General features: G+C 63.2%; 27 protein-coding genes and 1 tRNA gene. 7 read left to right on the plus strand and 21 right to left on the minus strand.

Features of this window, described 5'->3' with window-relative positions:
* Positions 1-23 precede the first annotated feature (23 nt).
* Positions 24-99: transfer RNA gene (locus SIL87_RS13655), tRNA-Glu, on the plus strand.
* Between the two features lie 852 nt (positions 100-951).
* Here SIL87_RS13655 and SIL87_RS13660 read toward each other — a convergent pair.
* From SIL87_RS13660 to SIL87_RS13745, 18 genes are all read right to left on the minus strand, one after another.
* On the minus strand, positions 952-1,137 hold the full coding sequence (locus SIL87_RS13660) for a hypothetical protein (RefSeq protein ID WP_319613441.1): 186 nt from the start codon (positions 1,135-1,137) through the stop codon (positions 952-954).
* The gene (locus SIL87_RS13665; RefSeq protein ID WP_319614710.1) at positions 1,127-1,393 is read right to left on the minus strand and encodes a hypothetical protein; all 267 of its coding nucleotides are present in this window, start codon (positions 1,391-1,393) and stop codon (positions 1,127-1,129) included. Before SIL87_RS13665 ends, SIL87_RS13660 begins: the two co-directional genes overlap by 11 nt.
* On the minus strand, positions 1,390-1,836 hold the full coding sequence (locus SIL87_RS13670) for a DUF5681 domain-containing protein (protein WP_319614711.1): 447 nt from the start codon (positions 1,834-1,836) through the stop codon (positions 1,390-1,392). Before SIL87_RS13670 ends, SIL87_RS13665 begins: the two co-directional genes overlap by 4 nt.
* On the minus strand, positions 1,826-2,080 hold the full coding sequence (locus SIL87_RS13675; protein ID WP_319614712.1) for a hypothetical protein: 255 nt from the start codon (positions 2,078-2,080) through the stop codon (positions 1,826-1,828). Before SIL87_RS13675 ends, SIL87_RS13670 begins: the two co-directional genes overlap by 11 nt.
* Positions 2,081-2,114: 34 nt before the next feature.
* Positions 2,115-2,414 (minus strand): hypothetical protein, encoded by a 300-nt coding sequence (locus SIL87_RS13680; RefSeq protein ID WP_319614713.1) that lies wholly within the window; start codon positions 2,412-2,414, stop codon positions 2,115-2,117.
* 45 nt (positions 2,415-2,459) lie between these two features.
* The gene (locus SIL87_RS13685; protein WP_319614714.1) at positions 2,460-2,936 is read right to left on the minus strand and encodes a hypothetical protein; all 477 of its coding nucleotides are present in this window, start codon (positions 2,934-2,936) and stop codon (positions 2,460-2,462) included.
* Positions 2,936-3,358 (minus strand): ribbon-helix-helix protein, CopG family, encoded by a 423-nt coding sequence (locus SIL87_RS13690; protein ID WP_319614715.1) that lies wholly within the window; start codon positions 3,356-3,358, stop codon positions 2,936-2,938. Before SIL87_RS13690 ends, SIL87_RS13685 begins: the two co-directional genes overlap by 1 nt.
* Before the next feature lie 9 nt (positions 3,359-3,367).
* On the minus strand, positions 3,368-4,096 hold the full coding sequence (locus SIL87_RS13695; RefSeq protein WP_319614716.1) for a hypothetical protein: 729 nt from the start codon (positions 4,094-4,096) through the stop codon (positions 3,368-3,370).
* 349 nt (positions 4,097-4,445) lie between these two features.
* Positions 4,446-4,784: a hypothetical protein gene (locus SIL87_RS13700; protein ID WP_319614717.1), complete on the minus strand. Its 339-nt coding sequence runs from the start codon at positions 4,782-4,784 to the stop codon at positions 4,446-4,448.
* Positions 4,781-4,966: a hypothetical protein gene (locus SIL87_RS13705; RefSeq protein WP_319614718.1), complete on the minus strand. Its 186-nt coding sequence runs from the start codon at positions 4,964-4,966 to the stop codon at positions 4,781-4,783. The genes SIL87_RS13700 and SIL87_RS13705 overlap by 4 nt, the downstream gene beginning before the upstream one ends.
* The gene (locus SIL87_RS13710) at positions 4,963-6,552 is read right to left on the minus strand and encodes a hypothetical protein (protein WP_319614719.1); all 1,590 of its coding nucleotides are present in this window, start codon (positions 6,550-6,552) and stop codon (positions 4,963-4,965) included. Before SIL87_RS13710 ends, SIL87_RS13705 begins: the two co-directional genes overlap by 4 nt.
* Positions 6,549-7,295: a bifunctional DNA primase/polymerase gene (locus tag SIL87_RS13715; RefSeq protein WP_319614720.1), complete on the minus strand. Its 747-nt coding sequence runs from the start codon at positions 7,293-7,295 to the stop codon at positions 6,549-6,551. The genes SIL87_RS13710 and SIL87_RS13715 overlap by 4 nt, the downstream gene beginning before the upstream one ends.
* Positions 7,292-7,561: a hypothetical protein gene (locus SIL87_RS13720; protein ID WP_319614721.1), complete on the minus strand. Its 270-nt coding sequence runs from the start codon at positions 7,559-7,561 to the stop codon at positions 7,292-7,294. The genes SIL87_RS13715 and SIL87_RS13720 overlap by 4 nt, the downstream gene beginning before the upstream one ends.
* Positions 7,562-7,674: 113 nt before the next feature.
* Positions 7,675-7,872 carry a hypothetical protein gene (locus SIL87_RS13725; RefSeq protein WP_319614722.1) on the minus strand — a complete coding sequence of 66 codons (198 nt, stop codon included), beginning with the start codon at positions 7,870-7,872 and terminating at the stop codon, positions 7,675-7,677.
* A gap of 105 nt (positions 7,873-7,977) precedes the next feature.
* A complete protein-coding gene (locus SIL87_RS13730; RefSeq protein WP_319614723.1) occupies positions 7,978-8,643 on the minus strand; it encodes a protein kinase family protein in 666 nt (221 codons plus the stop codon).
* Positions 8,640-8,780: a hypothetical protein gene (locus SIL87_RS13735; protein ID WP_319614724.1), complete on the minus strand. Its 141-nt coding sequence runs from the start codon at positions 8,778-8,780 to the stop codon at positions 8,640-8,642. The genes SIL87_RS13730 and SIL87_RS13735 overlap by 4 nt, the downstream gene beginning before the upstream one ends.
* Positions 8,781-8,926: 146 nt before the next feature.
* Entirely contained in the window at positions 8,927-10,150 is a 1,224-nt protein-coding gene (locus tag SIL87_RS13740) for a tyrosine-type recombinase/integrase (RefSeq protein WP_319614725.1), read from the minus strand.
* Between the two features lie 507 nt (positions 10,151-10,657).
* Entirely contained in the window at positions 10,658-11,281 is a 624-nt protein-coding gene (locus tag SIL87_RS13745) for a TetR/AcrR family transcriptional regulator (RefSeq protein ID WP_319614726.1), read from the minus strand.
* 284 nt (positions 11,282-11,565) lie between these two features.
* On the opposite strand from SIL87_RS13745, the gene SIL87_RS13750 reads away from it, so the two are divergent.
* The 5 genes from SIL87_RS13750 to cynS all read left to right on the plus strand — a co-directional run bounded on the left by SIL87_RS13750 (position 11,566) and on the right by cynS (position 15,077).
* Positions 11,566-12,111 carry an OsmC family protein gene (locus SIL87_RS13750; protein WP_319614727.1) on the plus strand — a complete coding sequence of 182 codons (546 nt, stop codon included), beginning with the start codon at positions 11,566-11,568 and terminating at the stop codon, positions 12,109-12,111.
* Between the two features lies 1 nt (position 12,112).
* Complete coding sequence (locus tag SIL87_RS13755; RefSeq protein ID WP_319614728.1) at positions 12,113-13,243, plus strand: acyl-CoA dehydrogenase family protein; 1,131 nt, start codon at positions 12,113-12,115, stop codon at positions 13,241-13,243.
* A 5-nt stretch (positions 13,244-13,248) separates the two neighbouring features.
* A complete protein-coding gene (locus SIL87_RS13760; protein ID WP_319614729.1) occupies positions 13,249-13,560 on the plus strand; it encodes a 2Fe-2S iron-sulfur cluster-binding protein in 312 nt (103 codons plus the stop codon).
* A 32-nt stretch (positions 13,561-13,592) separates the two neighbouring features.
* Entirely contained in the window at positions 13,593-14,471 is an 879-nt protein-coding gene (locus SIL87_RS13765) for a sulfurtransferase (RefSeq protein ID WP_319614730.1), read from the plus strand.
* A gap of 156 nt (positions 14,472-14,627) precedes the next feature.
* Complete coding sequence (cynS, locus tag SIL87_RS13770) at positions 14,628-15,077, plus strand: cyanase (protein ID WP_319614731.1); 450 nt, start codon at positions 14,628-14,630, stop codon at positions 15,075-15,077.
* Between the two features lie 13 nt (positions 15,078-15,090).
* On the opposite strand, the gene SIL87_RS13775 is transcribed toward cynS, so the two are convergent.
* Together SIL87_RS13775 and SIL87_RS13780 are read right to left on the minus strand one after the other, a co-directional pair.
* The gene (locus tag SIL87_RS13775; RefSeq protein WP_319614732.1) at positions 15,091-15,588 is read right to left on the minus strand and encodes a TspO/MBR family protein; all 498 of its coding nucleotides are present in this window, start codon (positions 15,586-15,588) and stop codon (positions 15,091-15,093) included.
* Between the two features lie 145 nt (positions 15,589-15,733).
* A complete protein-coding gene (locus tag SIL87_RS13780) occupies positions 15,734-16,615 on the minus strand; it encodes a YihY/virulence factor BrkB family protein (protein WP_319614733.1) in 882 nt (293 codons plus the stop codon).
* Positions 16,616-16,862: 247 nt separating this feature from the next.
* On the opposite strand from SIL87_RS13780, the gene SIL87_RS13785 reads away from it, so the two are divergent.
* Positions 16,863-18,296 carry a phospholipase C gene (locus SIL87_RS13785; protein WP_319614734.1) on the plus strand — a complete coding sequence of 478 codons (1,434 nt, stop codon included), beginning with the start codon at positions 16,863-16,865 and terminating at the stop codon, positions 18,294-18,296.
* 29 nt (positions 18,297-18,325) lie between these two features.
* Here SIL87_RS13785 and SIL87_RS13790 read toward each other — a convergent pair whose 3' ends face one another.
* Positions 18,326-19,321, minus strand: a complete 996-nt coding sequence (locus SIL87_RS13790) for an SDR family NAD(P)-dependent oxidoreductase (RefSeq protein ID WP_319614735.1) — start codon at positions 19,319-19,321, stop codon at positions 18,326-18,328.
* Between the last annotated feature and the right edge of the window lie 12 nt (positions 19,322-19,333).

The following is a 19,333-nucleotide window of genomic DNA, read 5'->3' on the forward strand; positions in this document are numbered from 1 at the left end:
CCTCGGCTACCTCGTATCGCAACGTCCCGTTCGTCTAGAGGCCTAGGACGCTGCCCTCTCACGGCGGCAACACCGGTTCGAATCCGGTACGGGATACCAAGCATTATCAATGCTTTATCGCATTTATCCACACATCACCCGGACGGCATACGGCATGATTACGGCATGGACGGTGCGGGATACGGCATCGAGCCCATCCGTGTTCACGGTTTCGTGAGATTAGATTAACTGTTTTTTCCTTACGCGCGAGATAGCATAGGGCATAGGGGGCATAGGCGGTATCATACCGAAACCGAAACACATTAACCGTTGAAACCCGCAGAAAACCTAGGTTTCTAATATGTGAGACTGTTCCGACATGTAAACGATAAACGCTGGCAAACATGAACGAATGATTACGGGGCCATCCCTGAGCCATGCAGTTCACGGAAATGCGAGATAAACGGGGGTTGTGCTTTTGCTGGTCGAGGTCTGGCAACGCGAGGTCGAGGTCTGGCTGATGCGGCCCCGATGCAGCGGCGCTAGGCCAGCGATGGCAGGGTGATGGTGCGGCGATGGTAGGGCGATGGCGTCGAGAACTGTTCCCTTATCGAGTTCGGTCCCCTTGATCTCTGACAGGACATCCGCACTGATCTTTGAGCCTCGATGGGCGTCTCGCTGTACGGCGCGCTCGGACTGGCCGGTGCGGGTTGCGGTGTCGGCGGTGAAGCGGTCGGATTCCGTTCGCTCGCGTGTGTCGCCAACTTGGCGACTTACGCCAGGGTTTCCATGCCTCGTCTCCGGATGCAGCGCCTCGTAAGCCTCCTTGCGGCGCTGCGTGAACAGGGCGCGCTCGGAAGTCGCCCGCGTATCTTACGCAGCACCAGGCGAGCAGCCACGCGCCGGCTGGGGGCGATGAGGGGATTTTCTGCATCGGCTTTTAGTTCTGCCAGCTTGGCAGGGTCGAGGGCGTCAGGTGTCATAGGGACCTTCGCCGCTCCGTACCTCGCCCGTCCGTAAGTCGCGCTCACGCCAGCCCGTAACCACGAGCACGCCATTTTCATCGCGGTGAACGATCAGGCGGCGAACGATCGTAATTTCATCCGCCTTGGTGCCGGCGCGGGATTCCAGGGCGTCGAGGCGCTGCTTAAGCCGCATGGGAAACACCAGGGCTGAACCATAACACCGTCTTCGCCCCTGCCGCCTTCGCCTCTGCCCGCACCCGTTCCTTAAACGCGGCGGTAGTGCGGCCCTTTGCATCGATTTCATCCGGCGCGGCGAACCATTCCAGAGACGGAGTTGGGCTTGCGGCGGCGCACTCGTTGGCAGGATCGTCGAGGCCACCCCTGACATGGATTTCCTGCATGTCGGTTGCGGCGGTTTCCAGCGCCGCTACGCGGTCACTCAGCTTCATGGTTGGTTCCTCCTGTCGGCTTCGAGCGCCGCGATGCGCTCGGCCAGGTCTGCGGTCTCGATCGCCCTGCGATGGGCTTCGATCAGCTTGGCGAAGCCTTCGCCCTCATCCGGGCTGATCGTGCCGGCCGCCGCTGCGTCGGTCACCACGCTCATTGCCAGCATAGCGTCCTCGGCGGTTCGGATCGTCGGCAAGTCGAGTTCTACCGGACTGCCCTTGCGCTCAGGCCAGACCCTTCGCAGCACCAGTTCGGCCGCCCGCATATCGCCGCTCTTGGCTTGCTGTATGACTGCCAGGACGATTTCCTCGCTGGCATTGCGGCCCAGGATGTCGAGGGCCTGCACAGCCTTGTGGCGGGCCCCACGGGGCTTGCCGGCAGGGTTCCCCGATTGACCGGGCTTGAACCGCCCATCCTGCTTGGGTTCTGAATTATCAGGTGGCATCGGGCAACCGCCGCACGGCCTCGATCACCCGTTGCCCTCGCTCGATCAGCGTGGCCTCATCGGCCATGACCATGATGGCGTCGATGGTCTGGATCAGGGCGTATAGCCTGCGCCGCCCGGCTTTCAGGTCGGTGCGCACCGCCTGCCGAACCGCGGATCGGGTTGGTTTCTCGGGGCTGGGGGAGCCATCGCCCGCCCCCTGTCCCGGCGCTGCCCCGATGCCCTTCCTGCGGTGCGACGGCATCAGTAACCCGCTGTGGCAGATAGATTGTGCGGCATCAGAAGTACGCCGGAACAACCGAGCCAGGAGCGGTCCCGGCCGTTTCGATGAACAGACCATTGACGAACCGGATCGGCGTATACTCGACCGGGCCAGCGTCGTTAAGCGAGGCCACAGCGATCATCTTGCCGGATGTGCTGGTGCCGTCGTAGACGGTCGCAACCCAACCGCTGCCACCTGCCAACACGGAAAAGCCGAGAAAGACACCACCACCGGTTTTTACCTGTGTTCCGGTGCTGGCGGTAATTGGTGTGCCGGGCTTCGTGCCCAGCGGGATATCGAGGGGATATTGCGGCATGGTTTACTCCTATGAGTTGACTGTGGTCGTAATGGTTGCCGGGCTTTAGTCGTTCAATTCATCGGTTGCCTGCGGCAGATCGGCGCACCGCTCCCAATCGCGCCCCCAGGCGTTGCCGGTCCAGAGACTACCATCGTTCGCTAACCCGACGATCCGGGCGCGGGGGCGGGTCTCGCCTTCGACCTGCACCTGAACGCCAGTGATGCTGATCAGCTTGCGGGGCCGTTCTGCGGTCACGTCGGCAACGATCGCACGTAACCGCTCGATCTCTGCCGATTGCAGATCGGTGATCTTGCGCATCGATTCGCGAAAGTTCGCCCCGGTTTGGCTTGCGGCTGCATCGGCATCGATCATGTGCCGGGCAATCGCGGCATCCGTGGTTTCGGTATGGGGCATCGATTTTCCTTTGATATTTTCAAGGGCGCGGTGATCTGCGCCGGTTTCGGCTGCATCGAATTGGCGGAACCGTCCGCGCCGATCGGATGGGAAGCTATCGGCCAGCAATCGGCCCAGCCACGCCATCAGCGAAACTCGGCAGGGACGCGACCGCCCCATGCCGCCCATGCCGGATGCTCCGTGACCTGCACCACGGCACCGGCCAAAAAGAGGCCAGCGGCGCGGAGTTCATCGGCGATGCGGCGGCGGAAATTCTCGCTGTTCTCGCTCTGGTTGGCCTCCCAGGTCATCGCCGGTCCCGTCCATCCCGCTACGCCAGGCGTAAGCGATGCGGTGCAGCGAGCGGGCAGTGAGTTGTCGTGTTTCGTCTCGAACCAAGGCGCATGGGCGTAATTCGTGGAGGGCCGGGCAAGTGATCGGTCGAGGATGTGGCGCACCAGGGTCGAGCGCGGAATATCCGCATCGGCGGCTGCCGCGTCGAGGCGATCGAGCGTTGCCGGGGGCAGGCTGATCGAGACGGGTCGGGTCTTTTGGGTTGAATCTGACATGGTGGTGCCTCAGTGACGGGTCAGTGAGTGATTGAAGAAAACTTTGCCGCCCGCACCCGCGCTGAACGGTGCCCATGCGGCTTGCGGATCGCCAACGTATTCCGTCACCTCATGCCCAAGTTCGAGTTTCTTGATCGCCCGGATTTGGCCAGCCGGAATGACGGTGTTGCCTTTCACGGCAGCAAGCGCATCGGCATAAATGCGGGTTTCGACGACATCGAGCGCGGCACCAGCAACGCTATCGAGGCGGGCGGTGGCGAGGGTCGGGCTAAACTTTTTCAAAGCATCGGCCAAACGGCGGCGATATGCGATGGGGCGTTCGCCCGGAACGGGATCGGGCACTGTGCGACCAAGCGCGGCCTGAAAAACGCTATCCGCACGGCTGCGTGCTTCGGCAATCTGGTTGCGGTCATCGGCCGGCGCTTCGGCGGTGACGCGGCGCATCTGGTGTTCCAGCGCGGCGATCTTCGCCATTGCGGCACGATTTGCGGCGGATTGGTAGCTGTCCGCCCGGCGCTGCCCGTTGGTATTGAGCGTCGGGTCTTCGGTCGGTGCCGCGTAATCGCGGCGCTGCCCGTTTGTGTTTAACGTCGGGTCTTCGCCGCCATCGCGCTCCATCGCATCGAGCCGGTCCATGACCGACTTGTGCGACTTCATCAGCGCATCGGCCCAGGCGGGGATTTCTTCGTTGTTATCGGTGGCCTCGAAATCAGCAACCATGTTCGCGAGCGGTTTCATCGTAATCCTTTCTTGTAACCGGAGCGCCCCGGAGTGAAACGGAACGCTCCGGCCAATAATACGGCGGGGGCCGATGCCCGCCGCACCACGAACCTACGATAATACTAGCCATTACGCAATAGTATATTAGCGCGTCACTTGGCGTCATGGCGCGTCAAACCGTCCTATACTGTCCACGTCCGTCCGTGACTGTTCGGAATTATTTTTCGTGGCGGATCGGGATTACGGGCAAGGCGGCGAAGTTCGGCGGCGATTTCGGATTTTTCGCAGTGCCAGCGTTCCGGGTCTCGGTGATCTGGGGCGAGGCGCTGCACGCGCCGGGCGAGGTCCACAAGGGTTTCGTGTTGGGTCATCGGGCACCGTCCGGGGCGATGATGGAACATTCGCCGCGTCCGGCCAGCACGCGACGGTCAGGCGCGTCATCCGGGTTGATCACGCAAAGGCCGTCCTGCCCGATCACGTCGAACGCGAGCCGACCGGTGCCGCGCCATCCCCCGATGGCGGCGATATCGAGCCGTACGCGGGTGCCTGCCGGCAGCATTTTCACCCGATTCCGCACCGCCCATGCCGCACCTATGCCGTATGGCTTCGATGGGCTTGGGAGAGAGGCGCGCAACCCGCTGGGATTGCGCTGTTTCTGGTCGAGGGGTTCGGCATCGTTGCCGCCCTCGTGGGGTTGCAACGTCATTGCTCCCCCCCTGCGGCGTGCCCGTTCGCCTTCGCTTTCGGCGGTGCCGGCCATGCGCGATCGGCAGAGGCATCGGCGGCTGCGGCGGCGAGCAGCATATCAAGTTTTTGGTCCATCCGGGTCAGCATCGAGGCCACGGCATCGGCGGCGTCGTGCAATGCGTCGGGGAGCGGTTTTGTCATGATTGCACCTGTTTGAGACTGTAGGTAGCGTGGCCCCACCGGCCCTCGGCATCCTGCCGGGTCAGTACGAAACCGCCGGCCCGCGTGCCGACGTAGGCGTTGACGGTGGCGACGATGTAATTGCGGCCTCTGTTTTGCGGGTCGATGATGCCCTTGACGGCATCGGAGAGGCGCGCGGCTGGGACCGGATAATTGTGATGATCCTCCCACCACTGGTCGAACATCTCCACCAGCTTGAGGCGGCGCGGATCGCGTGCCTTGGCGCGGGCGATGGCTTCAACCGGATCGGCGCAACCCAATGTCAGCAACGGGTCTCGGACCCACCGTGCCCATGTCTCGAATGATCCGAAGGCTTTGCCTTTGGTCAAATCGGCATCGTTCTGCCTGCCCCATCGCCAGATGGTCAGGGCGGCGGTAAGCAATTCGCCGCGCCGGGCCCTGATGGTCGCCAGGAACCCATCGCGGCCATCGGGGAAGTCGCGCGCCTCGGGATCATCGCATTTCGGGTCGAGTTCGCAGGCCAGAAAGCGGCGAGCTAGATCCTCCGAAACACTCAATCCGTTGCCGGTGACCGCGACAAAGGCGGTGCTGTTCAGTAGGACCATGCGGGTCTCGCCATATACCCGACCCCAGGCCGGCCGCTCGGTGATCACGCTCGCGAGCGTATCGGATCGCAGGGCGGTAGCGTTCACGTTATCGAGGAAGATCGCGTTGCCGGCCTCGATCAATGCCGAAGTGATGCGCTTATCAAGTTCCCCCGAAGCGGTGCCGGCGGTGAAGGCGGCGGGCGGTGCGCCGTACGCAATAGCGCAGATGGCTTGCACTAGAAGCCCCTTACCCGATCCTGCCCCCGACACATCAGGCGCGGTGACCATCAGGCCGGGGGTGAGGTCGAGCGAGGGCTTTGCGATTGCGGTCATCAGCCCGTTCAGGAAGGCCGATTCTGCGTCACAAGGCGGCAGATCGGTATCGACAAGATCGAGGTCGCTGGCAGTCATCCGCGCCGCGTCCGCAAATGGAAACGTCGCGAATACGTCGCGGATCAGGCGCAACCCCTGTGCGGCATCGGCGCGGCTGGGGCGGGTCGGTACACGGATATCCGGGACACGGCTGCACCATAGGCGGGTCGCGTGATCATAGCCTTCTACCGCCCTGATCGTGCCGTCATCCTCCAGCAATGGGGTTACCGCTACACCGTCGATCGCTGGCAATCGCCATTCGGCGGAATCCATCATCGCCTTCGCCGCGCGCTCTGGAAACGTGACGGGCACGGTCTCGGTCTCGCCGGTTTGTTTGTTCACCTTCATGCGGATCGGCCTCGAAACCGTATGAACAAGGTCCGTGATGCCGTGATGCGTCATGCGGTGAAACCGCGCCGGCTCATCTGGGGGCGTCATCAGACGGGTCGGCAGGCCGTCGCGGGCGAATACGCGAAGCGGGATGGCGCGGGCCTCAATCAGCCTCATGGCGGCCCGCTGGGTGGCAGGGAGATCGCCGGTATGCTCCACCAGGTCCGGCCGATCGAGGGCGCGGCTTACCATTTCGGCGGCGGCGGCATCGTCAATGCCGCGGTTCATATCGTTCATGAGCGCGCCCCCTCAATCGCTGATCGAGCGGTGCGATTCGCCTCTTGCCGGTCGAGGCCAATGCGCGCGCCGGTCTCGGTCAGGATCGAAACAGCATCGCGGCGGGACAACGTGCCTGTGCCGGCCAACTCACGCATCCGGCATCCGGCCCAGTACAGGCGGCGGTTTCGTTCCCCCTGCCCTGCCTCGGTAACAAAACGAATGAGCCGACCGATCGCCACATCGTCAGCAACGCGGGGCGGGGCATAGGAAGCGGCTGGGGCGGGTTTCGGCGGCGGCAGCAACCAATCGGGCCAGTCAGCAGGCGAAGCGTTGCAGAGCACTGGAAACCCCGCGCTGGGCCAGTAGATTGCGCTCGATCCGGTCGATCGGATTTCGATGCCGGTGCCGATCTGCCCGATAGCGACGGTGCGGAGTTCGGGCCGATGCTTCATGGCGATATGCAGGCCGCCGCTCCGGGTGCGCCATGCTAATGTCGCCGGCATCCGGTGCCGGTTTGCCTGCCACCAGATTAGGCCATCATGTTGCCGGTCGATATCCAGAACAGACAGGCCGGACGGGGTGCCGGTAGCGATGGCGACCAGTTCGGCGCGCCGATCTGCAAAGAGTTCGGTCAGGCGCGCCGGGTTGGCCGATGCGTCATGGACCCCATGACTGTCCTTCAAGGGGGTTTTCGCTCCAGTCATCGGGAAAACGGCGATGCCGCGCGCCGCGAGGTCGAGGGCGTGATCAAGGGTGTTCATTGCGCCGCCCCCTTTTTCATCGCCGCATCGAGCGCGGCGGCGACACGCCGGCAATGCCCGGCTTCGGCTTCGGCGGCGGCGCGCAGGATGGGGTCTCGGTCACGCCGGGCAAGTATCTGGTCGCCGCGCGAGGCGAGGGAGCGGATGGCGCGGCGAAGGTCTGCGACGGGCAGCGAGATGGTGGCGGTGGTGCGCCGGTCTTGGTTTTCGAGGTTGCCGATGATGCGATCGTGCATCGCGTCGGCTTGAGTTTTATGGTCGGTCATGGGGCAATCCTTTCGGATTTGCCTTGCAAGTTCGCGCCGGAAGCTCTATCAATGCAGTGCCGTCTGCACATCGATACGAGTTCCGCCGCGCCTCGCAAGGGCGCGGTTTTCGTTTAGGCGGCGTTTTTTTCATCGAGAGATTCGAGCAGTTCCAGGCCGCTCGGCACGTCAATCAACCGGCGGCGGCCCACCTTGATGGAGCGCAGCTTGCCGTCATTGATGGCTTCGTAGGTCCAGGTGCGGGTGGTGCCAGAGATACGGTTCCAGAGCGGGATGGGAGCATAGCGCGGGGTTTCAGTGTTCGTTTTCATTGTGTTTTGTTCCGTAAAGTTCGGGTTGAACATGACGGGACAATAACGATGAGCGTTCGTGTAGTCGTGTCGCGTTCGGGCATAGTTTCGACCCCGAACGCGACACTATATGCCGCGCCAATCTCGGTTGCGTGTTCGGCGTGCGTGACGCACGCGGCCAATGTCCACCTCATCGGGGAATAGCAGTTCCGCTAGGTGCGCGGTTTTTGCGAGATGGGGGCGTCCGGTGATGCGCTCGACCGCTTCGGCAAGCCATCCGATCGCGGCGGTGTATTCGGCGTTGTCAGTCTTGGCGGTTCGCGTAGCGCCCAGGCGCGTTGGGGTCTGGGCTGCGATGCGCCCGCGCGCTTCGACCATTCCGGCGATGCGACTAATGGCGGTCCTTAGGTAATCGGCTTCACCAGGTTCCAACGCCACCCGCGCGGCGAGAGGGTGAGAAGGTGGGGCGTCGGTTTCGACGATGAAATGGTCAATCAGCTTAAGCGCGTCACGTAGGTCCTGTAATCTTTGGGGCATCGCTTTTTCTGCCGCAACCATGTGTTTGAAACCGTCGCATAGTCTGCCGGCCTCGTAGCACGCGCGCAGCAGTCGGACGGCGCGGTCGGGGTCGGCGTCTGCCAGTTTTTCGATGATGTCGCGCAATTCTTTGCCGTTTTCGGTGCTGCCCTCGATTTTATCGAGCAGGGTTTCTAGGTCACTCGGCATCGAGGGTGAGTTCTGGCGGATGATCTTGATTGCATCCGGTACGACGCCCTTTTTTCTGTCGCTCATGATGCCACCCGCACGTCAAAGGCGCGGGAGAGCGCGGCGCGGGCGATTTGCGCCACGATGGCGGCTTGCGATGGCGTTGCTGCCAGTGCTGCCAGTTCGCGCGCCATGTGATCGGCGCGGGCGGCGATGTCAGCCACGCGGGGCGAATTGTCCCGCGCTGATTTTGTGGTAGTCTCGTCTTGATCCTGTCTCACGGTTAGCCTCCTTTTGCGGGATCAGCGGCGGCGGGTCTGATACACCCGTCGCCACCCCGCACATGCTGGCATCCGGCCAGCGCGGACGATCAGCCCGTCATGGGCCGAACATTGGTTTCGGCCACGAGCCCGAGCGGGGCGAACGCGGCGCGGATTGATTCAGCGACATAATCCGGCGAGAGATGCGCGTAGTGTTTCGCGCATATCGCCTCAGAATTGCCGAGTTGTGCAGCCACTACGCCAAGCGGCACGCCGGCCATGATCAGCCGGCTTGCATGGGTGTGGCGCAGGATATGGAAACCGATAGCTGGGGCGATCTGTGCGGCCTCGCAGGCAGCGCGCATCGGGCGGATTTGGTCGCTCTTTCCCCACTGGTCGCCATCGGGCTTGGTCAGGATCAGGGCGGTGCCCTTTTTGCCGGCGCAATGCTGCCTGAAAAACTCGGTGCCCTCGGTGGTCAGCATAATTGAGCGTGGCTTGCCGGATTTCGACACGCGGACATGAAGGGTGCCCTTCTCAGGGTTGAAGTCTGCTACCCGGAACCGGACGAGTTCGCCGTAACGTGCGCCGGTCAGTAGCGCGGCGGTGACCATCGGGCGGAAACCGGGATCGGCGGCATTGGCCAGGCGCACGGCCTCGGCATCGGTAAGGTGGCGGATGCGCGGGGCATCGGCGCCCTTGAAGGGCTTCACGCGCCGCCATGCGTCGTCGCTCGCGATCTTCCCCTCCCGGTAGGCAAGATTCAGCGCGGCCTTAAGTACGGTGAGCAAGCGGTTTGCCGTAGCACGCCGGGCGCGGGTGGCGTCGGCATCGGCGGCATCGAGGGCGCGGGTGGCAACCTTCCCTTCTCTCGACCGAACGCGGGCTGGGCTGGTCGCCAATCCGCGGAACCATGACCGAATTTTGGCGGGGCTTAGTTTCGTCACCGGCTCCGCCCCCAGCTTCGGCAGGATGTGTGCGGCGATGGCTGTTTTAAGCCCCTTGGCATCCTTGCCGCCCCGCGCGGCGTAGTCGGCTTCGTAATCCGCCATAACCGCCTCCACCGTCACCAGCACAGGCGCGCGGGCATGGGATCGGCCAAGCTCGGCGAACCATGCGGCGGCGGCCTGCTGTGCTTGCGCGAAGGTCAGGGTTTCCACGCCATCGGCATCAAGCATGTCATCCGCGCTGCCCAGGCTCTTGTAGAACCGGGTCGGCTCGCGGTCGCGGTCGAAATGGCGGGCGATCCATGTGCCGGCCTTGCCGCCGGCCAGGCGGCGATAGCCGATCGCCCTGCCCTCTTGGATCGTCCTGAAATACGGCTCGCGGCGCACTGGCAGTCGCAGGCGAGCAGCGCGGGTGTCCAGACGTTCATCGCGCGCTTTACGAGGCATCGCGCAATCCAGTTCGCTGCATTCTCATCACGATACCCCCTACGCCCCCTATGCCCTGTGCCATCCGTGCGTACGGGAAATTGCACAAGGTCATAATAGCTGCCTCATACCCCCTACGCCCCCTATGCCCTGTGCAACTCCACACACGTAGAGATTTTACAGGGGTATCCTTACCCTATGCCGTATGCGATGTCTATACGGCATACACGGCACCGGACGGCATAGGACGCTATTGGACGGTATAATCAGGGTTTTCTAGGTGTTCATGCACGAAATGGGACGGCATAGGACGCTGGTTGCCACCCTCTCACGGCGGCAACACCGGTTCGAATCCGGTACGGGATACCAGCCCTTATGGCGCCCTGCCCTCAATTTGCTGATCGCTGCGCCCTTTCGTTACGCATGGGTTGGGCGGTCGCGGGTGTTGTTCGGAAGGTTGGAGACACCTCACGCCGATCGCGATTGATGCTCTGTCGAGTTCAGGATGGCGTCGAGGTTGCGGCGGGCGATGTCGAGTACGGTGGGATCGCCGCTGACCATCAGGGCTGCGATGGTGCCGTCGATCAGCAGCAGCAACTGGCGTGCGAGGACCGCAGGTTCGGCAGATCCTGCCATTGTTGCGATCGTTGCGAGCCGTGCGAGGATTTCGCGGTGATGGGCCGCGGCCATTTCGCGGAGCCAGACCTCGTCCTTGCGATGCTCGGAGACCGCGTTCATGAAGGCGCATCCGTAGAACTTGCCGCCGCTGAACCAGTCGCCGAGCGCGGGGACGATGGCGCGCAGTTGTGCCAGCGGGTCGGCGCCGGCGGCGTCGAGCCGGGCGAAGAAGCGCTGACGCCAATCGGTGCCTTCCTCGGTCAGCACGGCGCGGAGAAGGGCATCTTTCGAGCCATAACGGGCATAGAGCGTCATTTTCGAGGCTCCGGCGGCGGCCAGGATGCGATCGATCCCGGTGGCGTGGATACCATCGCGGCAGAATAATTCGCGGGCGACATCGAGGATGCGGGATTGCGGCGAGGCAGCTATCGGTTCTGCTGACTTCAGTAGCAGTGCCGCCTTCATCTTGCTCATGAACTCATCAATTCCTTAGGCAAATGATTAATAATTATACAAACGAACGCGGCGGCGACTCCGGGATGGGCCTTCGGGTCTCTTGTTCTACACAAATCGTGCCAGGAAAGCGCGAAGAAAAATCAACAGCGATTTCCTGTCTCAAACGGGGCCGCGCTGGGGGTGCAGAGCGTGCTGCACGACCTTGCGATGGATTTGGCATACGAATTGCATTGTTCTGGTTACGACAAGACAGACCGTTCTGTCTTGCTCTCGCCAACCGGACCAGCCCGAAAGGATCCACCGTGAGCCAGCCCGCCAGCGCACCGACCGCCATGATTTCCTGCCTGCAGCCGATCGACCGCACCGGTCTCGAAGCCCTGATCGCCAAAGGCAAGGCGGATCCCACCGCGATCCGCACGCTCAAGTGCAAGACCATTGCCGAAGGCCGGTTCCGCCATCTTAACATGATCCGCAACCTGCCGCCTTATATCGTCGATGAACCGCCCGGACTGCTCGGCGATGATACCGCGCCCAACCCGTCCGAAGCCTCGCTCGCGGCACTCGGCTCCTGCCTTGCCGTCGGCATTCATGCCAATGCGGTCGCGCAGAACATCACGATTCAGTCGCTCGAACTTGAGCTTGAAGCGGATATCAACATCACCGCCGTCTGGGGCACCGGGGACGTATCGCCCAAGCCGGTCGGCTTCGATGCGGTGCGGGTCAAGGTCAATCTGCGCGCCGATGCGCCGCAGGACCGGATCGATGCGCTGATCGCCCACGCGACCAAATGGTCGCCGGTCGCCAATACGTTCATCAAGCCCGTGGCGCTCGATGTGAAGGCCGTCTGATATGGATGGCGGCATCGGACTGATCAACCGGCGTTCCACCCTCACCAGCGGCGAGGCGCGCGATGCCGTGGCGGCGGAAACGGCTTCGTTGGTTTCGCTCGCCGCCGCCATCGACCAGGACGGTGTTTACCCGGAGATGCAGTTGCGCGGTCTGGGCGAGGCCGGTGCCTACGGGCTGCACCTTGCCGCACACAGCAAGCTCGGCCGCCCTTCGCTGCTCGATGCGATCGAGGCGATGGCCGTGGTTTCGGCCACCTGCATGTCCAGCGGCTTCTGCGTCTGGTGCCAGGATTCGGCGGGGTGGTATCTGGAACAGACTGAAAACGCGGAGCTGCGCGCGCGGTTGCAGCCGGGCATCGCGAGCGGTGAGGTCATGGCCGGCACCGGCCTGTCCAACGCGATGAAGGCGCTCTCCGGCACCGAAGACTTCCGCCTGCGGGGCAAGCGGGTCGCGGGGGGTTATGTGGTTTCGGGCATTCTGCCCTGGGTGTCGAACCTCGGCGAGGGCCATTGGTTCGGCACCATGTTCGAAGACGTCGATGATGCCAGCCACCGCGCGATGGCGATGGTGCGGATCGGGCAGGACGGTGTGTCGATCAAGCAGAATGCGCATTTCGTGGCACTCGAAGGCACCGGCACCTATGCCGTGCTGTTCCGCCGTGCCTTTATCGCCGATGAACAACTGCTGGCCGATCCGCTTGGCGAGATGGTTGCGCGCATCCGGCCCGGCTTCGTGATGCTGCAGACCGGCATGGGGCTCGGGGTGGTCGATGCCGCGATCGGGCTGATGCATGAGGCCGATCGGACCCAGGGGCATTGCAATACCCATCTGCGCCTCGGGGCGCGCGAGGCGGAAGACAAGGCGGGGGCGCTCCGCGAACGCCTCGCCGCCCTTGCCGCGACGCCGCTGGAACGCGGGCGTGGTTATCTCCGCACCGTTCTCCAGGCCCGGGTCGATGTTTCGGAACTCAGTCTCGAAGCGACCCAGTCGGCCATGCTGCACTGGGGTGCCTGCGGCTATATTCACGGCTCGCCGGTCGGTCGCCGGCTGCGCGAGGCCTGGTTCGTCGCGATCATCACCCCCTCGATCCGCCAGCTGCGCCGTGAAATCGCGGCTCTTTCGGACTGCTGAACACCATGCCCATGATCGTCATCAGCGACCTCGACGGCACCGAACACCGGCTTTCGGCACAAGCCGGCGAGACCGTGATGCAGGTCGGCCGCGCCGCCGGGCTGCCGATCATTGGCGAATGCAATGGCTCGATGGCCTGCGCCACCTGCCATGTCATCGTCGCGCCCGCGTGGGCCGACCGCCTGCCGCCGATCGGCGAGGACGAGGACGCGACGCTCGACACTTTGTTCAACCTCACCGCCACATCCCGCCTCGGCTGCCAGATCGCGATCACCGCGGCGCTGGACGGGCTGGAACTACGCCTGCCCCAACGCTGACCTGCTGCACCCAACCCCAAGGAGGCCAGACCATGACCGTGCTCATTTCTCCCGCCGAACTCGACACCGCGATGAAAGCCGGCGGCATCGTCGTTATCGATACCCGCAACCCTGCCGCCTTCGCCGAAGGACATATTCCGGGCGCGGTGAACCTGCATGATATCTTTACCTACCTCGCGACATCGACGCCGGAGGGCATGGCCGAATTGCGCAGCAAATTCGCGGCGGCGTTCGGCGACCTTGGCCTATCCGGGCGCGAAACCGCCGTGCTCTATGAGGGTTCGATGAATTCGGGTTTCGGCCAGTCCTGCCGGGGCTACTTCCTGCTGCAATATCTCGGCTACAAGAACGCCAAAATCCTGCACGGCGGCCTCGCGGCCTGGATTGCGGCGGGCATGGCTGTGAGCACCGAGGCTGCATCCCCGACGCCCGCAACCTTCCCCGTGACCGACGCAGGCAAGGGCCTGATTCTGACCAAGGAGGATGTTCTCGCGGCACTCGATGATCCTTCAGTCGTGCTACTCGATGTTCGGGATGTGGATGAATGGGTGGGCGAAAGCTCCTCGCCCTACGGGCCCGATTTCTGCCCGCGCAAGGGCCGCCTGCCCGGTGCCCGCTGGATCGAGTGGTACCGGATGATGAAGCCCACCGCCGCCGGCCCGATGCTGAAATCGAAAAACGAGATCCTGGCCGAATGCGCTACCGCCGGTATCACCCCGGCCTCGAAAGTGTATATCTACTGCTTCAAAGGGGCGCGCGCCTCGAACAGCTATGTTGCCCTCGCGGAAGCCGGTATTACCAACACCGCGATCTATTTCGGGTCGTGGAACGAGTGGAGCCGCGATCCGGCACTGCCGATCGAGGAAGGGCTGCCGTTCGCTTCAGCCGTTCTGGCGGAGGCGGCGGAGTGAAGGGGAAGAAGGGTTCTTTTTTGTAAAAAAGAACCAAAAAACTTTCATTTGCGGGTTCTGAGGCGCTCGGTCAAAGTGCCTCGGACCCAGATTCAAAAAAGTTTTTTGCTTCTTTTTTTCAAAAAAGAAGCGCTTGCTTAACTCTACAGGACCAACATGAACGACGAAAAAGCCGCTCTCGGCCAGAAGATCCTCAAGATCAAGAAGTCCAAAGGCCTGACCTGGACCGATATCGCCGCCCGGCTTGGCCATGCGCCGGTCTGGGTTTGCGCCGCCTGTATGGGTCAGATGTCGATGACGTTGGAAACCGCCGAAAAGGCCGCTGCCCTGTTCGGCCTCGATGATGAGGAGACCGCCCTGCTCGCCGAGCCGCCCTATCGCGGTTCGCTGCCGACGGCCGTGCCGACCGATCCGCTGATCTACCGTTTTTACGAGCTTGTCTCGGTTTATGGCACGACCTGGAAGGAAATGATCCAGGAGGAGTTCGGCGACGGGATCATGAGTGCGATCGATTTCGACATGACCATGGAACGCCAGCCTGACCAGAAGGGCGATCGGGTCAAAATCACCATGAGCGGCAAGTTCCTGCCCTACAAGCGGTATTGAAGGCGGGGGCGGGTTAGCGGCGGCCCCCGCCGCGGTTGCGGCGCCAGATTTCGGCATCGAGGATGCTGGCAAAGGCGAGCCATCCGATCAGCGGCACGCTCGCAACGCCGGCCTTACGATCGACTTTTGCCGCTGCCGCTGCTGCCGCAGCCGCAACCGCGCTCATTCCGACTGCGGTGGCGACACTGCCGGGAAGATCCTTGCGACCGAAGAATACAGCGGGCCATAGCGCAATGCCGACCACATTGGCGGTCCACAGCGCGACCGCCGTGCGTTTCCCGGGTTTGGGCTTCGCCATCAGCAACCTGCTGCCGGAATAGATCAACAGCCCGCCAAGGGCGGACCATGCAATACCGTAAACCAGGCCGGGTGGGGTGAAATCCGGCTTGCGCAACCGCGCATACCACGCCGTGGTGCGCGGATGGCCCGGGCCGGGGCCAAACCGCCCGCCGGCCACCAGCGCCGCCACCACGGCACCCGCGCTCACGCTCAATGCTTCCGCCTGACGCATTTCAATCTCTCCCCCATGTCATGTCTCATCCCTATGTGGCGCGTCGTCGCTCGCACCGCACCCTGGCCGCACGCGGGTTGATAAGTATTAATGATGGGGAGCACGAACCGTCAGGCGGCGACCGGGTTTCCGCAGGCCGATGGTATCAGCGCCTCGGGCGACCCGCCTGCTGCTGCGCCGCGCCGTTCACCTCGGCCCCAAGGACGACGAGATAGATTGAAAACCACATCCAGGACAGAAAAATCATGACCGCGCCCAGCGACCCGTAGATCCGGTTGTAATCGCCGAAATGAACCACGTATTCGTAGGTGGCGACGGTGGTGACCGACCATAACAGTGCGGCCAGGATCGCCCCCGGCGAGGCCCATTCCCAGTCGCTGTCCGCGCGGTCCGGGCCGTACCGGTACAACAGGGCGAGCAGGGCGATCATGTACACGGTCAGCGCGGGCCATCCGGCGAGCAGCAGCAGGGAGGTTGCCGCCGGCTTCACGCCCAGTCCGACCACCACGACCACGAGTGCCACGACCAGCGCAAGCGAGATCATGCCGCCCGCCACCAGTGCGATCGCGGTTGCGTAGAACCGGATCAGGCTGCGCCGCTCCTTCCGCCCGTAGGCGATGTTCAGGGCATCGATCATGCCGCCCATGCCTCTGCCCATCGTGTAGATCGCGACCACGATCCCGGCCACGATGCCGAAACTGAGACTGCGCGGATCGGCGGAGACGATCTGGTGCAGTTGATGAGTGATCAGGGTCTGCGCGGACGGCAGCAGCCACCCGGCCAGTATGTGCACCTGTTGCTCGATCCGGTGCGGCTGGGCCAGCAACCCATACACCGAGAGCAGCGCGGCCAGTGCCGGGACCACCGCGATCAGGATATAGAACGTCACACCTCCCGCCACGAGCGCGATGTTTTTGTCGTTACTGTCATGCCAGACGTTCAGTAGGATCGCCCGCCAGTCGCGCACCGAGAGTTTTTGGGGAGGTCTGCCGGGTTCGCCCGGATCATCGGTTGCCGCAGCCGCCATCGGGAACTTCTTTCAAGGTATCTCGCGTTTTCGCTCGCGACGGGTGAGGACGACGATGTGATGGCATGTGGGGTGGCCGGGCGCGCAAATCGACCGGCAACCCGGCGCGAGCGTATCCTCCGGCCCCGCAGGCCGCGCCGGAACCATGGCCTGCCGTTTTATGTCTCGGAAACGTGAAATTTTTTCCTACATCTAAAGCGACGGCGCGAATGGGCGACGCCGGTATAGCGTGCGGAGACGATCGACCATGGCCGAAGCGAACAACGTACCGATCGAGCATGTCGTTGTCCTGATGATGGAAAACAATGGTTTCGACCGCATGCTCGGGGCGATGTCAGCGGTTCATCGAGGACTCGACGGGATCGATCCCGCCCGACCCCATCACAATCCTGCGGCGACCCCGGGCAAGCCCGTTTTGACGCAGCGGGAAACCCGATCGCGCAATATCGACCGCGATCCGAAACACTACCTCGCGAACTCCCTCGCTCAATACGCCGACGGCACGAATAGCGGATTCGTCGCGGATTTCGTGCGGACCCATCCGAACAGTACGGATGAGGAACGTCAGGAAATCATGGGATATTTCCCGCGCGGTTTTCTCCCCGGGCTGCATACGCTGGCCGAGAATTTCGTGGTGTGCGACCACTGGTTTTCATCATTGCCCGGCCCGACCTGGATCAACCGGCTGTTCGCCCACAGCGGCACGTCCAACGGCCACGTCAATGAACCGGGCGGCCTGTTCAGCTCCAAGCTGCACATGTACGACCAGCGGACCCTCTACGATGAACTGACCGAGGCCGGGGTTCCCTGGCGGATCTATTTCGGCGATGTGCCGCAGACGCTCGTGCTCAGTCATCAGTGGTCGCATCTTGACCATTACCGGAGGTTCGGCCGATGGCACGCGGATATCGCACGCGGTGACCTGCCGGCGTATACCTTCATCGAACCGAGCTATTTCGGTCCCGAGCAGAACGATCAGCATCCACCCCACGACATCATGCGCGGCGATGCGCTGATCGCGGATGTCTACAACACTTTGCTGAAAAACCCGGCGCTGTTCGCGAAAACCCTTCTGATCGTCCTGTACGATGAACATGGCGGGTTCTTCGACCATGTCATTCCCCCGGCCACAGTGCCGCCGGACGATCACACCGAGCATTTCGGGTTCGATCTTCTCGGATTTCGGGTTCCGGCGGTGTTCGTCTCTCCGATGCTCGATCCGGGGGTGATATCGACCGTGTTCGACCACACCAGCCTGTTGAAAATGGCAAGTTCGCTCTGGCCCGGGGTTGAACCGCTCGGCCGGCGCGCCACGCAATCGAACGACCCGCTTGCGGCGCTGACCTGGCGGGCCACGCCGCGCGCGGATCTCCCCGAAGCGGGCGTCGCGCAGGATATTCAGCCGGTTCGTTCACTCGCGGCGCTCGAAGGTTTCAAGGCCTCGCTGTTCGGGTTCAGCCATCACCTGGAGAGCCAGATCCGCCACGAAACCCACAAATCCCTGCTGATGCAGCGGGCGCATGAAGCCCTGATCGATGGCATGAGTCAGGCCAAACTCGCGACCGACCGGTTCGACACCTTCCTCGGTGAGCGGCAGACCTCAGGTGGTCTGCTCGGGAAGCTGGAGGAAGGCTTCGAATTCGTTGCGAAACGGATCGGCCTCGGCCACCGTTCGCCCTGACCGGCGACCGTCCGGCGCTGCTGCCGGCGCTATTGATAGTGCGCGCTATCCCCGCCTGTGACATCGAAGGTTGCCCCGCTGATCATTCGCGCCGCATCGGAGGCGAGGAAGGCGATGAGCGGGGCGACATCCTGGGGTTCGATCCACGGAACCCCAAGCGGGGTTTTCGCGGTCAGCGCCTTGCGCGCACCGGCTTCGTCGTGGTGCTCCTCGCCTTCCGGCGTCTTGCCGCCTTCCTGCAATGCCTGGGCGTAGCGGCTTTCGTGCCGGGTCAACGGCGTGTCGATCAGCCCGGGAATCACGGCGTTGACCGTGATGCCGTGCGTGCCGAGTTCGAGCGCTGCCGATTTCATCAGCCCGATGATCCCCCATTTCGAGGCGGAATACGCCGCGCCGAATTTCGTGCCGTGACGCCCCTGGGTCGATGACGAGACGATGATCCGCCCCCGACTGTGTCCGCTGGTATGGGCCACGATTGCGGGGCCGAATGCGCGTATCGCATTGGCGGTGCCGGTCAGGTTGACGTCGATCTGGTCGTGCCAGTCGGCGTCGTCCATTTCCAGCAGGGGCTTGAACGCCTGGATGCCGGCGTTGGCGAACAGGATATCGATCCCGCCGAACTGAGCCACCGCATCGTCCGCGCAGCGGCGCAGTGCGGCCAGATCGCGCTGATCGGCTGTCATTGCGAGAAACCGCCGTCCGAGCGCCTCAACCGCGGCGCCGGTTGCCGCAAGGTCCTCGCTCGTCGCGACCTTCACCTCCAGCGTTGGGCTGACTGGGCCGGCGATGTCGATCCCGACGATATCCGCGCCCGCCGCCGCCAGCGCTACCGCTGCCGCCCGCCCGATTCCCCGCGCCGCCCCGGTTACCACGGCGACAAGGCCATCGAGCTGCAGACGATCAAGATAAGACGGCTCCATTTCGAAAACTCCACCGATGCTGGACGCGTAGATGGCGAGCCCTCGCCCGCCGATCAACGGAACCCGGACCGGCGCGCGTTTCATCCGGCAGGGTGTGGTGATCATGCTTCGGGCGAT

It is taken from the genome of Acidiphilium acidophilum (assembly GCF_033842475.1).
Lineage (GTDB): Bacteria > Pseudomonadota > Alphaproteobacteria > Acetobacterales > Acetobacteraceae > Acidiphilium > Acidiphilium acidophilum.